12 protein-coding genes are annotated in these 14153 nt (G+C 67.6%); 3 read left to right on the top strand and 9 right to left on the bottom strand.

Going from position 1 to position 14153, the window contains the following annotated elements:
- Positions 1 to 47: 47 nt before the first annotated feature.
- Positions 48 to 464 (bottom strand): DUF2852 domain-containing protein, encoded by a 417-nt coding sequence (locus JJI54_RS11645; RefSeq protein WP_203073154.1) that lies wholly within the window; start codon positions 462 to 464, stop codon positions 48 to 50.
- A gap of 140 nt (positions 465 to 604) precedes the next feature.
- On the opposite strand from JJI54_RS11645, the gene JJI54_RS11640 reads away from it, so the two are divergent.
- A complete protein-coding gene (locus tag JJI54_RS11640; RefSeq protein WP_203073153.1) occupies positions 605 to 2740 on the top strand; it encodes a methyl-accepting chemotaxis protein in 2136 nt (711 codons plus the stop codon).
- A gap of 6 nt (positions 2741 to 2746) precedes the next feature.
- Here the strand turns inward: JJI54_RS11640 and JJI54_RS11635 are convergent, their stop codons facing one another.
- From JJI54_RS11635 to argH, 3 genes are read right to left on the bottom strand one after another with little or no spacing between them, the layout of a single operon-like run.
- A complete protein-coding gene (locus JJI54_RS11635; protein WP_203073152.1) occupies positions 2747 to 3352 on the bottom strand; it encodes a TetR/AcrR family transcriptional regulator in 606 nt (201 codons plus the stop codon).
- Positions 3353 to 3376: 24 nt separating this feature from the next.
- A complete protein-coding gene (locus JJI54_RS32660; RefSeq protein WP_264177174.1) occupies positions 3377 to 3511 on the bottom strand; it encodes a hypothetical protein in 135 nt (44 codons plus the stop codon).
- The gene (gene argH, locus JJI54_RS11630) at positions 3508 to 4902 is read right to left on the bottom strand and encodes an argininosuccinate lyase (RefSeq protein WP_318987489.1); all 1395 of its coding nucleotides are present in this window, start codon (positions 4900 to 4902) and stop codon (positions 3508 to 3510) included. Before argH ends, JJI54_RS32660 begins: the two co-directional genes overlap by 4 nt.
- A 28-nt stretch (positions 4903 to 4930) precedes the next feature.
- On the opposite strand from argH, the gene JJI54_RS11625 reads away from it, so the two are divergent.
- On the top strand, positions 4931 to 5533 hold the full coding sequence (locus JJI54_RS11625; protein WP_203073151.1) for a TlpA family protein disulfide reductase: 603 nt from the start codon (positions 4931 to 4933) through the stop codon (positions 5531 to 5533).
- Between the two features lie 14 nt (positions 5534 to 5547).
- Positions 5548 to 6804, top strand: a complete 1257-nt coding sequence (locus JJI54_RS11620) for an aminopeptidase (protein WP_203073150.1) — start codon at positions 5548 to 5550, stop codon at positions 6802 to 6804.
- Between the two features lie 519 nt (positions 6805 to 7323).
- Here the strand turns inward: JJI54_RS11620 and JJI54_RS11615 are convergent.
- The 5 genes from JJI54_RS11615 to JJI54_RS11595 all read right to left on the bottom strand — a co-directional run bounded on the left by JJI54_RS11615 (position 7324) and on the right by JJI54_RS11595 (position 14095).
- The gene (locus JJI54_RS11615; protein ID WP_203073149.1) at positions 7324 to 9795 is read right to left on the bottom strand and encodes an ATP-binding protein; all 2472 of its coding nucleotides are present in this window, start codon (positions 9793 to 9795) and stop codon (positions 7324 to 7326) included.
- Positions 9796 to 10169: 374 nt separating this feature from the next.
- Positions 10170 to 11759, bottom strand: coding sequence for a GMC family oxidoreductase (locus JJI54_RS11610; protein WP_203073148.1), 1590 nt, complete (start codon positions 11757 to 11759; stop codon positions 10170 to 10172).
- A complete protein-coding gene (locus tag JJI54_RS11605) occupies positions 11756 to 12739 on the bottom strand; it encodes a Bug family tripartite tricarboxylate transporter substrate binding protein (protein ID WP_203073147.1) in 984 nt (327 codons plus the stop codon). Before JJI54_RS11605 ends, JJI54_RS11610 begins: the two co-directional genes overlap by 4 nt.
- A gap of 59 nt (positions 12740 to 12798) precedes the next feature.
- A complete protein-coding gene (locus tag JJI54_RS11600) occupies positions 12799 to 12978 on the bottom strand; it encodes a hypothetical protein (RefSeq protein ID WP_203073146.1) in 180 nt (59 codons plus the stop codon).
- 34 nt (positions 12979 to 13012) lie between these two features.
- Positions 13013 to 14095, bottom strand: a complete 1083-nt coding sequence (locus JJI54_RS11595) for a malate/lactate/ureidoglycolate dehydrogenase (RefSeq protein WP_203073145.1) — start codon at positions 14093 to 14095, stop codon at positions 13013 to 13015.
- Positions 14096 to 14153: the final 58 nt, after the last annotated feature.

Raw genomic sequence — 14153 nt, 5'->3', positions numbered from 1 at the left:
GTATTGGGGTCGCGGGGTCGTTCCGCCAAGCCGCCCGCCCCTTCTCCTCATGCGCGGGCGTCGCGCGCCTGCATGAAGCGCTCGAACTCCTCCCGGTCCCGCGCGCGGCGGAGCTGGTCCAGGAAGGCGGCGAATTCGGCCTGCTGGGCATCCAGCGCCCGGCGTTCCTCCTCCAGCCGCCGCAGCACGCTAGCGCGGTGCTCGTCGAAGGCGGAATTGCCGGACGTACCGGCCAGGACGGCCGGCATGCGGTCCCGCAGGCGGGACCGGAGGGCGATACGGGCGGAACAGGGCATGGCGTGGAGCACTCCGAACAGGGCGAGGAGGAAGAGGCCGACCGGCCACCAGGCGATGAAGCCCAGGATCATCACGGGCAGCCGCCAGCCGCGCAGGAAGAAGCGGTGGCGCCGGGGGCGGTCGGCGGTGGCGGGCGGGAAGCCCGGAAGGGCGGTGGCGGGGATCATCGGCTCCTCTATGTGAATGTTAGTAACATTTACATAGCGCCAGCGATGGCCCGGCGCAAGCGGCAAGGGGGCGGCTAAGCGATTCTTCATGGCGGCCTGCCATGCTGCGCCGCGTCACGCCCAACCGGATACCCTGCCTGATGACCACGCCTCCCCCCGCTGCCCTCCGCCCCCGCCGGGGCCTCAGCATCAGGGTGGCGCTGACCGCCAGCCTGACCGGCCTCGCGCTGCTCAGCGTGGGGGCGATGACGTGGGAGGTCTGGACCAGCACGAGGGTGGTGCGGGAGGTGCGCAGCGCCGCCGCGGCGGATCGCGCCGCCAATCGCTTCGCCGCCGGGCTGTTCGAGGTGCTGATGGAGCGCCTGGCGACCAACAACGCGCTGCAGGCGGAGGAGCCGGCCAGCCCGGCCGCGCTGGCCGAGATCGCCCGCCGCCGCGCCGCCGTGGCGGCCGACTTCGCCCCCGGCCTGGCGGGGCTGGAGGTGACCGACTTCCCGGGCAGGGAGGCGCTGCTGCGCGACCTGCGCGCGGCGCTGCAGCGCGCGGATGAGATGCGGCAGCGGGCGGATGCGGCGCTTCGCCTGCCGCGTGGCCAGCGGGACGAGGCGCTGCGGCGGGACTACATCCCGGCCATCACCGCCTCCGTCAATGCGGCGCTGCGGGTGTGGTTCGCGGCCTCCCACAACGCGGCGGAGGCCGATCCGGTGCTGGCGCGCCTCGCCTCGGTGAAGGAGATCGGGTGGCGGCTGCGGGATACCGCGGGGATGGAACGGTCGCATGTCTCCTCCGCCATCGCCGCGGGGCAGCCCGTGCCGGCCGATCGCTGGGCGGATGCCATGGCCAGCCGGACCCGGGTGGACCTGCTGTGGGACCAGCTGGACAAGCTGGCCCCGGCGGAGGATCCGGACACGCATCCGGCCATCCGCGCCGCGATGGCGGAGGCGCAACGCGCCTATTTCCAGGAGTTCCGCGGCCTGTCCGAGCAGCTGCTGCGGGAGGGTGCGGCGGGCGGGCGCTATTCCCTGGCGGTCGGCCCCTATGTGGAGCGGACGACGCCGCAGCTCGGCACGCTGCTCGGCGTGATGCATGGCGCGGGGCGGGCGAGCGAGGCGCGCAGCGCCACGCTGATCGCGGCGGCGGAGTGGCGGCTCGCGGTGTCCGGCGTGCTGCTGGCGCTGGCGCTGCTGGTGGCGGGGGCGGCGACCTGGATCGTCCATCGCCGGGTGACCGGGCGGCTCGATGCGCTCGCCGCCAGCACGGCCCGCATCGCCCGGGGCGAGCTGGCGCTGGAGGTGCCGGGCGCGGGCGCGGGGGACGAGGTCGGCCGGCTGGCCGATGCCCTGGTGGTGCTGCGCGACAATGGCCGCAAGCTGCGCCAGGCGGAGGAGGAGGCCGCCGCGATGCGCGGCCGCGCCGCGGCGGAACGGCGCGAGGCGCAGGGGGCCCTGGCGCAGGAGGTGGAGCGCAGCCTGGGCGGCATCGCCGGCGCGCTGGCCGAGACCATGGCCGGGCTCGATGAGGCGGCGGCGCGCATGTCCGCCACCGCGCGCCGCACCGGCGGCGATGCGGAAGCAGCGGTGGCCGGCGCGCAGCAGACCAGCGCCAATGTCCAGACCGTGGCCGCGGCGGCGGAGGAGATGGCCGCCAGCATCGAGGAGATCAGCCGCCAGGTGGCGGAGGCCGCGAGCGTCGCCCGCCGCGCGGCGGAGGAAGCGGGCGCCACGGACCGCACCGTGCAGGCGCTGGCCGAAGGCGCGGGCCGCATCGGCGACGTGGTGAAGATGATCGGCGACATCGCGGGCCAGACCAACCTGCTGGCGCTGAACGCGACCATCGAGGCCGCCCGCGCGGGGGAAGCGGGCAAGGGCTTCGCCGTGGTGGCGAGCGAGGTGAAGACGCTGGCGGCGCAGACCGCCAAGGCCACGGAGGAGATCGGCCGCCAGATCGCGGAGATGCAGGCCGCCACCGGCCAGGCGGTGGAGGCGATCCGCATCATCGGCACGACCGTCGGCCGGTCGAGCGAGATCGCGACCGGCATCGCCGCGGCGGTGGAGGAGCAGGGCGCCGCGACGCGGGAGATCGCGCGCAACGTGGCGGAAGCCGCCCGCGGCACCAACGAGGTTTCCTCCGGCGTCGATCGGCTGCGGGAGGGCGTGGCCGAGACGGTGGAGAGCCTGGGCGCCATGCACGACACCAGCGCCGCGGTGGGGCGGCAGGGGCAGGCGCTGCGCCAGGAACTCGGCGCGCTGGTGGCGAAGCTGCGCGAGGCGGCCTGAGGGGCCTCAGCGCGGCCGGATCAGGGCCTCCACCGCCATGCCCAGCACCTTCTCCGGCGTCGGCACGCCGGAGGAGGGGTGCGGCCAGCCCGCGCGTTCCAGCCCCGCCACGCCATGGGACATGGCCCAGACCTGCAGGCCGAGCAGGCGCGAATGGTCCCTGCCCGCCCCTTCCGGCACGGCGCGGGAAATGGCGGAGACGAGGGCGGTGAAGCTGTTGTTGGTGTCCACCTCCCCCTCCTTCGGCAGGCGCCAGGCGAACATCACGCTGTAGTAGCCCGGCTCCTCCCGCGCGAAGCGGAGATAGGTGGGGCCCATGGCGGCCAGCCCGCCTTCCGCCCCCGCGGCGCGCATGCGGGCGCCGAATTCGGCGTAGCCGCGCTGCGCCAGTTCCTGCAGCAGCGCTTCCTTGTCCTTGAAATGGCGATAGGGCGCGGAGGGCGAGACGCCGGCGAGGCGCGCGGCCTCCGCCAGGGTGAAGCCGTTCGGGCCACGCTCCGCCACCAGGCGCCGCGCCGCTTCCAGCAGCGATTCCTTGAGGTTGCCATGATGGTAGCCCCGCCTTGCGGCGAGGTCCGTCTCGGCACCGGGCAATGTGTCGTTCGTTGACATTGGCACTGGATCAGTAGCGGTGATCTAGCGGCTTGGATAGGCGCGGGGATGCGTGACCTGGTCGGGCGGGCCCGGTGGGCGGATGGAGCCCGCCCGGCCGCAGGCGCCGAGCGAGAGGGCCAGCAGCAGGACCGCGAGGCAGCCGGCCAGACGCTTCATCCGAGCTTCTCCTGCCATTCCCGCGCCATCGCCGCGACATTCGCCGGCGCCGTGCCGCCATAGCTGGTGCGCGACGCGACGGAGGCCTGGACGGTCAGGACGCCGAAGACACCCTCATGGATGCGGGGCTCGATGAATTTCATGTCGTCGAGCGTGAGGCCGGCGAGGTCCACGCCCTTCTGCTCCGCCAGCGCGACCAGGCGGCCCGTCACGTGGTGGGCATCGCGGAAGGGGAAGCGGAGTTCGCGGACCAGCCAGTCCGCCAGGTCCGTGGCGGTGGAGAAGCCGGCGCCGGCGGCTTCCGCCAGGCGTTCCACCTGGGGCTGCATGTCCCGCACCATGCCGCCGATGGCGGCGAGGCCCAGCGCCAGGCTCTCCGCCGCGTCGAAGATGCCTTCCTTGTCTTCCTGCATGTCCTTGAAATAGGTGAGCGCCAGGCCCTTCATCACGGTCAGCAGGCCGACCAGCGACCCGGTGATGCGCCCGGTCTTGCCGCGCACCAGCTCCGCCGCATCCGGGTTGCGCTTCTGCGGCATGATGGAGCTGCCGGTGGTGAAGGCGTCCGACAGCTTGATGAAGCCGAAATAGGGGTTGGTCCAGATCACGATCTCCTCGGCGAGGCGAGACAGATGCGTGGCGCACATGGCGCAGGCGAAGAGGAATTCGGCGGCGAAGTCGCGCGACGCCACGCTGTCCAGGCTGTTGCGCGTGGGGCCATCGAAGCCGAGCGCCTTCGCCGTCATGTGCCGGTCGATCGGGAAGCCGGTGCCGCAGAGCGCCGCGGCGCCGAGGGGGCTCTCGTTCAGGCGGCGGCGCGCATCGGCGAGGCGGCCGCGGTCCCGCGACAGCATCTCCACATAGGCGAGCAGGTGGTGGCCGAGCGTCGTGGGCTGGGCGGGCTGGAGGTGGGTGAAGCCGGGCATGACCGTCGCGGCATGCTCCGCGGCCCTCGCCACCATCTCCCGCATCACGGCGGCGATCTGGGCGTCCAGCCCATCGATCGCGTCGCGCACCCAGAGGCGGACATCGAGGGCCACCTGGTCGTTACGGCTGCGGCCGGTGTGCAGGCGCTTGCCGGCCTCCCCGATCCGCTCCGTCAGCCTTGCCTCGATGTTCATGTGGATGTCTTCGAGGGATTCGCTGAAGGGGAAGCGGCCTTCCTCGATGTCCTTCCCGATGGCGGCCAGGCCTTCGCGGATGGCGGCCTCGTCCTCCGCCCCGATGATCCCTACATGCGCCAGCATGGCTGCGTGGGCGAGACTGCCGCGGATATCCTGGCGCCACATCTTGCGATCGAAGCCGATGCTGGCATTGATCTCCCGCATGATGGCAGACGGGCCTTCGGCGTAGCGGCCACCCCACAGGTCATTGCTGGCACGCGGTTCGGTCACGGAGGAGTTTCTTTCGGTGCAGAGGTTTGTGCGAGGCCGCCGTAGCCTTCTTGGCAGCGCGGCGGGGGCGACCCTACTCGTGGCGGGGGTGGGGCGCCAAGCGGCGGCATCCCTATCACCGGTCGCGGGCGGGGACCATGGGCTGTCGCGCCTCCGCGAGACGCCGGAGGGCCGGCCGCTGCCGGAGGGGCTGACCTTCACCGATGCCGAGGGGCGCGTGACCGGCTTCGAGGCCTTCCGGGGCAAGGGCCTCGTGGTGAATTTCTGGGCCACCTGGTGCCCACCCTGCGTGGCGGAGATGCCGGCGCTGGACCGGCTGCACGCCATGGTGGCCCGCGACGGGATCGAGGTGCTGGCCCTGTCCAACGACCGCGGCGGGCGGGCGCAGGTGGAGCCCTTCTACCAGCGCACGGGGCTGCGGCACCTCGGCATCTGGCTCGACCCCCGCGGCGCCACGGGGCGGGCGCTGGAGGTGCGGGTGCTGCCCACCACCCTGATCCTCGACCGGCGGGGGCTGGAGGTGGGCCGCCTGACGGGCGAGGCCGCCTGGGACCAGCCCGAGGTGGTCGCCGCGATCCGCCGCCTGACCCGCATCCCGGCCACCGCGCCGGATGCCACCATCCGCAGCTAGAGAACGGAACGACCATGCCTGACGACGCAGCCCACCCGACCCTGTTTGAGACGCGGCTCGACAAGCTGGCGGCGCTGGCCGTGCGGGTCGGCCTCAATCTGCGGCCGGGCCAGGAAGTGGTGATGACGGCGCCGGTGGAGGCGCTGCCCCTGGTGCGCCGCATCGCGGCCCATGCCTACCAGGCCGGCGCGACGCTGGTGACGCCGCTGATCGGCGATGACGAGGTGGCGCTGGCGCGCTACCGCCACGCCGGCGACGACGCCTTCGACACGGCCCCCGGCTGGCTGTTCGAGGGCATGGCGGCGGCGTTCCGCGGCGGCGCGGCGCGCCTGGCGGTGGTGGGCGAGGACCCGACCCTGCTGGCGGGGCAGGACCCGGCCAAGGTGGCCCGCGCCAACCGGGCGCGGAGCATCGCCTATCGCCCGGCGCTGGAACTCATCACCAGCTTCGCCATCAACTGGAACCTGGTCCCGGCCTCCACCCCCGGCTGGGCGCGGGAGGTCTTCCCGGGCCTGCCGGAACACGAGGCCGTCGCGAAGCTCTGGGACGCCATCTTCATGGCCTGCCGGGTGGACCAGGACGACCCGGTGGCGGGCTGGGCGGCGCATAACGCGACGCTGCATGCCCGCACGAAGTTCCTGAACCAGAAAGACTACGCCGAGCTGCGCTACCGCGGGCCGGGCACGGATTTGGTGATCGGCCTGGCGGACGGGCACCTCTGGGCCGGGGGCGCGGAGCCCGCCAAGAACGGGATAACCTGCAACCCCAACATCCCGACCGAGGAAGTCTTCACCACGCCGCACAAGCTGCGCGTGGAAGGCACAGTGCGATCGACCAAGCCGCTGGCCTACCAGGGCACGCTGATCGACGAGATCCAGGTGCGCTTCGAAGGCGGCCGCATCGTCGAAGCCCATGCCAGCCGCGGCGAGAACGTGCTGCACAAGGTGCTGGAGACGGATGAAGGCGCCGCGCGCCTCGGCGAAGTGGCGCTGGTGCCGCATTCCTCGCCCATCAGCGCATCCGGCCTGCTGTTCCGGAACACGCTGTTCGACGAGAACGCCGCAAGCCACATCGCCCTCGGCCAGGCCTACACGACCTGCCTGCGAGACAGCGCGGGGGTGCCGATGGAGGTGCTGGCCGAGCGGGGGGCGAACGCATCGCTGATCCATATCGACTGGATGATCGGGAGCGGCGAGATCGACATCGACGGGGTGACGAAGACGGGGGCTGTCGAACCGCTGATGCGGAACGGGGAGTTTGTCGGGGCGTAGTGCATGGGGAGGGCCCTGCCCTCCCCATACCCCTCCCGCCAGGGGCGTGACGCCCCTGGACCGTCTCTAAGGGGCTGATAAGACGGGATACTACGGGTTTAGAAATTTTAGAATCGGGCGGGAATCGTTTGGCGCCAGGGGGTTAGGGGCCGAAACCTAAGGCGCCTTTAGCCGATTTAGGACGTTTAGCACCGAATCAGCAGGGTGCTTTTGGACAAAAGGGCAGCCTGATTCGCGGGTTCAAGGAGCGGCCTCGGGCTGGGTGGCACGGGGCATATGTTCCTATATCGTAGGGCGGCGCATCATGTCCACAAAAATATCGAACATAAATCCGAAAAAACATTTTTTCAAGCCAGCCATTCGAATTCAACGAGCGCGACTCCGCTTACTTACGCCAACGGAATTACAATTTCCACAAACGGCTTGCAGCACCCGCGGGTGCTAGTAGGTTGCGAAGTGTCGCGGCCCAGGTACCTCACTCATCGAAGCAAGACACCGACACGCCATAAAGGCAACCTGCTAGCTAAGCAAACTTGATTTGGTTTTTGGTTTGCGTTTGAAGCTGAAGGAAAACGCGCCGCAAGCGCAATGGAGGTGCTCTTTAGACCCGCGCCGCGGTGATACTTCCACCAAACCAGCACACACCGAACAATGCAACTCATGAATAAGATTTTTGTATGCAGCAATAACTAATGCAAAATCGCGAGACGAAAGATTACACCATTCGTTGAAATGAATTACAGGATTTATTTGCCATCTCTCGACACTAGCCGAAGCAACCGCATCAGCCAACTTCCGCTTCCGCTCCTTGGCGGAATCGATAGCCTCTTTGACACCCCACGTCTCGAGCGATGCGATAACATCAGAGTACAGATCTTTCAGACAGACCAGAGCTGAATCAAGCAGATCGCCCAAGTCATATCTACCATCGGCGTTGTAGACTACTTTAGCACGGAAAGCCTGACAAGCTTCTGCCGAAATATATTCCAAGTAATTCCTGAGCTGAGTAGCCGCGTAAAGAATATTTCCGTCTGCGTTCGCCGCCTCGATCTCTGCCCATACATCGCCCGTGCGCCAAACAGAAGGCCCCGCATCGACAGACCATTTACGAAACTGAATAATATTCTTAGCCGCAACAAGGCCCGATGTCTGCATGAACTTCTGCCAGACAACATCGTGAGTCGTTAGCGCAAACTGGGTCCCAGGAAATTTTTCGCTCAGCATACGGGTAACCTCACGACGATGACCCGCATCCACTGACATGAGCACGTCATCGAGCACCGCGAACGTAAATTTGTCCCCTTGTAGATGCTCCATGAGCGCCAGGTAGAGGCACAGCCCCATGCTATCTTGATGCCCCTCGCTATGGTAAGCGGCTGGCGGATGCTTGCCTCGCCGATAGAAATCGACTCTCAAATCAAGACCTGCCTTATCTTGCTTGATCTCAGCTTCGAAATTACCCTCATCATCGGCATTCAGGAATCTGTAAAGTTCAGAAAATCGCAACTGGACTTTTTCGTAGATAGCGTCGAGAGCCGATTCTGTCTCGTCTCGATAAATAGCATTAACCCGCTGAGCAATTCGCGCTCGCTCATTCGCTTGAGTGAGTCGCTCCAAAGCCGTTCGAAATACATTCAACCGTTCCTGAGCCACCCCGAGGAGCCCCGCTGATGCGTTCTGCACCGAAGGCTCAGGTAAACTCGCGCATGCCGATTGAAGCGCATCCAGTACGACAGCGAGTTTGTTGGGACTTGGAAGCGATTCCATCGCTGCGATTGTTGACTGCAGAGGGAGAAACGCACGTAATGTTTCTATGGCCTTCGCTACTGCGGCGCCAAACTCGGTGATCGCACCCTTCATCGCGGGCAAGAGTAAGGAATTAGCATGAGGCCAGACAGTGCGCAGAAGTGCGAGCTCACGCTCAAGGATGACGATAACCTGAGCAACCTTCTCTTCTGCAATACCTCTACGCTCCCTCACATCAACAAGTTTCGCTCGCTTTCGTTCGATAATTCCAATGAATTCCTCAACACCGAAATCAGTATCGCAAACAGGGCAGTGCTCGCGATCAAAAAATTCTAGAGCAACCCTCAAAAAATCGTCGCGGCGGACAGCATCCAATAATGGAGCGTCATCGACCAACCCTTTTAGACGCTCAACTGCCGCCATCCTAAGTTGCTCAAAATCTACTTCAAGCCTCTTTTCCTGAATACTGCGAAGCGCAGCAATATCGGTCGCCAGCACCTCTTTATTCACCGGCGAAGCAGGACTATAGGCAGCCGCAACAACAACGCCATCAATTAGATTACCGATATTCCCCTCGACAAGCGGCTGCAGCCCCAAAAGCGCTCGCTGCTTATTAACCGCCCCCAAAAACGCTGTTGACTTATTGAACGAAACACCGAAAACGCGACTTAACGCATCATCCGCGGAGCGCATCGCTTGATTCGCATTTTTCGCAGCAGCAGCAGCGTCGCGCGCTATTTTCTGGAACTGCAACCGCAACGAGTTGATTCGATCTAGCTTGAGCAACTCCTGGACGGCCTTCGATCGCTGCCCGGGCTCCGCCAACACATAGTTGGTGATTTCGCGTCGCGATAATGCAAATTCAGGGTGACTATGGAGATACGTAATGACTTGCCGCGTACTTGGCGTATCAGGGGAAATCTCGGGCGAATTCGGCGCCTTTACTGTGCGCCGGATAGAAATAGTCGAGTTGGAAGCCGGCGTCCGAACGACGGCTTCCACAAAGGCATGATCCGGTACACTACAGTCGACGTGGGGGCCATGAGACCTAATCGATAACTCCCCTCGCCCACGTCCACTAAGGCGCGATATCGCACCGGTCAGTACAAACTCGAGAGCGTCAACGACCCCGCTCTTTCCGGTCCCGTTGGACCCGCAAATAACGAAATTTCGACCACCAAATTCCAATGTTAAATCACGAATGCCACGAAATTCACAGATCCTAAGCCTTTCAACTACGATCATCGCGGGCGCTCACCGAGTATTGCAGCGCTCAAACGCTGCTCACTATCGTCGTTTTCAGTCAATATTGCCCGCCTCAATTCGAACGATATAGGGGCGAGCTCTTCCTCTAACGCGAGTCTATCCAAGAAGCCGTTCAGAATGTGATCTACAATCGATCCAGCAATGACATCCGAAGACGGTTTTTCCGCATCCTGAGTCACAATTCATACTCCGAGTTAAATCCAACTGAGCGCTGGACGAAGCGTTCGCCTGCAGCCCTGCGGCTAATCGCGCAGAACATTGCGCATTCAACACGAGCGCAACTAAACCTTCAAGAGACCAAGTGTGTATGACGCTCGTTGTGCGCCGACCCAGCCGCAATCCTGATGTGCGGGTCACAAGCTCTCCCGCATAAACCCCGCGCACCGCTCCCCCACCATCAGCGCCGCCGGCTGGATGTTCGGCGAGGGGATCAGCGGAAACGCGCTCGCATCGGCCACCCGCAGCCCCTCCACGCCGCGCACGCGCAGTTCCGGGTCCAGCACGGCGCGGTCGTCGCTGCCCATGCGGGCGGTGCCGCAGGGGTGGAAGACGGTGCTGGCGGTGTCGCGGATGCTCTGGGCGTAGGCCTCGTCGGTGCCCGCGCCGGCGCCGGGGCGCAGTTCCTCCTCGATCAGACCGCGCAGGGGGCCAACCGAGGCAATCCGCCGGCACAGGGCGGCGGCGCCGAGCATGATCCGCCAGTCATTGGGGTGGTCCAGGTAGTTGGCGTGGATGATCGGGTGGTCGGCGGGGTCGGGGCTGCGGAGCGTCAGCGTGCCGCGGCTGTCGGGGCGGCAGGGGCCGTAGTTCAGCATCACGCCGGGGTGGCTGTGCAGGCCCTTCGAGTAATCGAAGGTGGAGAAGTTGACGAAGAGGAGTTGCGCCTCCGCTTCCTCGGCCCCCGGGGTGATGCGGGCGAAGGCCGTGGCCTCCCCGGCGCCGATGGTCAGGGGGCCGGCCTGGCGCAGCAGCCAGTCCAGGCCCATCGCGGCCTTCTTGATGTTGCTCTGCAGGATCTCGTTCAGGGTGCCGCAGGGCTTCGTGCGGAAGATGAATTTCGCGATGAGGTGGTCCTGCAGGTTGCGGCCGACATCGGGGCTGTGGGCGACCACGGGGATGCCCATGGCCTGCAGGGCGGCGCCGTCGCCGATGCCCGACAGCATGAGGAGTTTCGGCGTCTCGATCGCGCCGGCGGAGACGACGATGGAGCGGGTGGCGTTGAAGCGGCCCTGCGCGGTCTCGACCGCGACCGCCCTGCCCTGCTCGAAGACCAGGCGGTGGGCCTGGATGCCGGTGCGGACCTCCAGGTTGGGGCGCGCCATGGCGGGGCGGAGGTAGGTGCGGGCGGAGGAGGATCGCCAGCGGCCATCGACGTTGAGCTGGATGGGCGCCGCGCCCTCGATGCTGCCGCCGGCATTGACGTCGCCGAGGCGCGGCAGCCCGGCCTCGATGCAGCTTTCGATGAAGGCGCGGGGGGCCTCGGCCAGGCGGCGGGGCTCGCCCACCTGGATGGGGCCGGTGGTGCCGCGGGCCTCGCTGGGCGGGCCGAGCCAGGTTTCCATGCGGCGGAAGAAGGGCGCGACCTCGTCGTAGGACCAGCCGCGCGCGCCGGCCTGGGCCCAGCGGTCGTAGTCATGCGGGCTGCCGCGCAGGAAGACGAGCCCGTTGACGGAGCCGGAGCCGCCGAGGACGCGGCCGCGGGGCCAGTGGATCTGGCGGTTGCCGAGCTGGGGCTCGGGCTCCGTCATGAAGCGCGGGTCGTAGCGGCCGGTGCCGTAGAGCTTGCCGTAGCCCAGCGGCAGGCGGATCCAGGGGTCCTTGTCGGGCGGCCCGGCCTCAAGGAGGAGGACGCGGGTGCCAGGGTCCTCGGAGAGGCGGGCGGCGACGACGCAGCCGGCGGAGCCGCCGCCGATGACGATGACGTCGGCCGTGGTGTTGCTCACGGTTCCAGCTTCACGCCGGTGCGGGCCACCACCTGGCCGAATTTCGCGAGCTCGGCGCGGAAGAAGGCCTCGGCATCGGTCGGCGCGTTGGGGCGGCTCCAGGGGTTCACGCCGGCGACGAGGAGGCGTTCGCGCAGCTGCGGCTCCGCGATGGCGGTGCGGATGGCGCGGTTGAGGGTCTCGACCACGGCGGGCGGCATGCCCTTGGGGCCGATGACGGCGAACCAGTTCTCGAGGTCGAAGCCCGGCAGCGCGGATTCGGCGAGCGTCGGGATGTCGGGGAAGGAGGGGAAGCGCTCGAGGCCCGTCACGGCGATGCCGCGCACGCGGCCGTCCCGCACCTGGCCGGCGGCGGAGGCGAGGACGGCGACGCCCCACTGCGTCTCGCCCCGGGCGATGCTCTCCACCATCAGGCCGCCGGAGCGGTAGGGGACGTGGGGGAAGCGGCCGCCCATGTTGAGGGTGGCGGCCAGCATCTCCGCCGAGAGGTGGGGCATGGAGGCGACGCCGGAGGACGCGAAGGGCAGGCGTTCGCCGCCTTCGCGCAGGCGCGCGATGGCTTCCTGCGCGGTGCGGGCGGGGAAGGAGGGGGGCGCCACGACGATCATCGGGCCGGTGCCGACGACGGCGATATGGGTGAAGTCGCCGATCGGGTCGTAGCGCGTGCCGCCCTGCACGGCGTTGGGGGCGAGGGCGTGGGAGGAGGCCTCCACCAGCATCAGCAGGTGCCCGTCCGGCGTCTGGCGGCGGAGCCAGTCGGAGGCGATGAGGCCGGCGGCGCCGGGGCGGTTTTCCACCACCACGCGGCCGTTGGGGCCCAGCGCCGGGCCGAGGCGATCGGCCAGGAGGCGGGAGGTGACGTCGGTGGAGCCGCCGGGGGCGAAGCCGACCGCCAGCGTGATGGTGCGGTCGGGGAAGGCCAGCGCGGGGGTCGCGAGGGTCGCGGCGAGCGTCAGGCCGAGCAGGGCGCGGCGAAGCATGGTGTGGTTCCTCCCGTTGTTGCGGGGAGGGTCGCGCGGCGCGGGCGCGCCGGCAAGGGTCAGCGGTGGATGGGCACGCGCTGCGCCGTCGCCCAATCCGGCCAGCCCACGAATTTCTCGATGGCGACGAGGACCAGGCAGAGCGCCACGACGGCGAGGATGAGCTTGATCCGCGCCGGCGAGGGCGGGTTGCGGAACCACTGGGCGAGGCGGATGAGCAGGCGGGTGAGCGGGTCCATGGCGGACTCTCATGCCACGGACCCGCGGGGAGTGTCAGGCCGGATCGTTGATGCCGAGGCGGCGCGCGGTGTCGAGGATGCTGTCCCAGGTATCGCGCTGCAGCGGCACGCCATGGGCCAGGCGGTCGGCCTTGGTGGTGGCTTCCTTGTCGCCGGGGGCGAGCACGGGCTGGCCGGCCTGCGCGGGGTTGGTGGCGACGATCCAGTCCACATAGGCGCGGCCGGCTTCCTCGAATTCCGCCTGGGTGCCGAAATGCTTCGGGGAGACGTAGAAGGAGAGCATGCCGTTGGCGATGCGGCCGCGCGCCTCCACGGGGCCGGAGGTGCCGCCACCCGTCAGCGCGCCGGCCAGCATCTCGCACATGAAGGCGAGGCCGCTGCCCTTGTGTTCCCCGAAGGCGCGGATGGCGCCCTTTCCGTTGGAGGGGTTGCGGGGGCCGATGGTGTCGTAATGGCCGTAGAGGGTGTGGGGATCGCCGGAGAGGGTGCCATCGGGCTCGATCAGCGCATCGGCGGGGAGCGCCTTGCCGCCATTGGAAGCGACGAGGACCTTGCCCTCCGCGACCAATGACGTCGCGAAGTCGAGCACGAGGGGACGGCCCGGCAGGGGGACGCCGATGCTGATGGGGGCGGTGGAGAAGCGGCGCTCCGTGCCGCCGAAGGGGGCGACGAGGACGGAGCCCGCGACATTGACGAAATGGACGGAGAGGAGCCCGGCCTCGATCGCCATTTCCGAATAGGCGCCGACGCGGCCGATATGGCCGGCGTTGCGCAGGCCGACGACGGCGATGCCGTGCTGTTGCGCACGCTCGATGCCCATGCGGACGGCCTGGGGGGCCACGGTCTGGCCGAAGCCGAAGAGGCCGTCGAGCAGGAGGAAGCTGCCGCCATCGGTGACGGTCTCGACGTTCTGGCCCTTGAGCACGAAGCCGGCCTGGAGCCATTCGACATAGCGCGGCACGCGGGCGACGCCGTGGCTGTCATGGCCGGCGAGGTTGGCATCCAGCAGATGCGTGGAGATGCGATGCGCCTCCGCCTGGTCGCAGCCGGCGGCGGCGAAGATGCGGGTGACGAAATGCTCCACCGTCTCGGCGGGGATGTGGATGGTATCGGCCATGGGTGCCTGTTTCCTCGGGTTGGAGGAAACGTGCACGCACGGGGCTGGCGCGTAAAGC

Source organism: Falsiroseomonas ponticola, from assembly GCF_016805305.1.
Classification (GTDB): domain Bacteria; phylum Pseudomonadota; class Alphaproteobacteria; order Acetobacterales; family Acetobacteraceae; genus Falsiroseomonas; species Falsiroseomonas ponticola.
The sequence above is the reverse complement of the archived record's forward strand: the minus strand, read 5'-3'. Positions and strand labels throughout refer to the sequence as shown.

Coding starts and splice junctions, on each gene's coding strand:
- JJI54_RS11615 (WP_203073149.1), bottom strand. CDS start 9,795: ATGATCGTAGTTGAAAGGCTTAGGATCTGTGAATTTCGTGGCATTCGT.
- JJI54_RS11605 (WP_203073147.1), bottom strand. CDS start 12,739: ATGCTTCGCCGCGCCCTGCTCGGCCTGACGCTCGCCGCGACCCTCGCG.
- JJI54_RS11620 (WP_203073150.1), top strand. CDS start 5,548: ATGCCTGACGACGCAGCCCACCCGACCCTGTTTGAGACGCGGCTCGAC.
- JJI54_RS11595 (WP_203073145.1), bottom strand. CDS start 14,095: ATGGCCGATACCATCCACATCCCCGCCGAGACGGTGGAGCATTTCGTC.
- JJI54_RS32660 (WP_264177174.1), bottom strand. CDS start 3,511: ATGAAGCGTCTGGCCGGCTGCCTCGCGGTCCTGCTGCTGGCCCTCTCG.
- JJI54_RS11635 (WP_203073152.1), bottom strand. CDS start 3,352: ATGTCAACGAACGACACATTGCCCGGTGCCGAGACGGACCTCGCCGCA.
- JJI54_RS11645 (WP_203073154.1), bottom strand. CDS start 464: ATGATCCCCGCCACCGCCCTTCCGGGCTTCCCGCCCGCCACCGCCGAC.
- JJI54_RS11640 (WP_203073153.1), top strand. CDS start 605: ATGACCACGCCTCCCCCCGCTGCCCTCCGCCCCCGCCGGGGCCTCAGC.
- JJI54_RS11600 (WP_203073146.1), bottom strand. CDS start 12,978: ATGGACCCGCTCACCCGCCTGCTCATCCGCCTCGCCCAGTGGTTCCGC.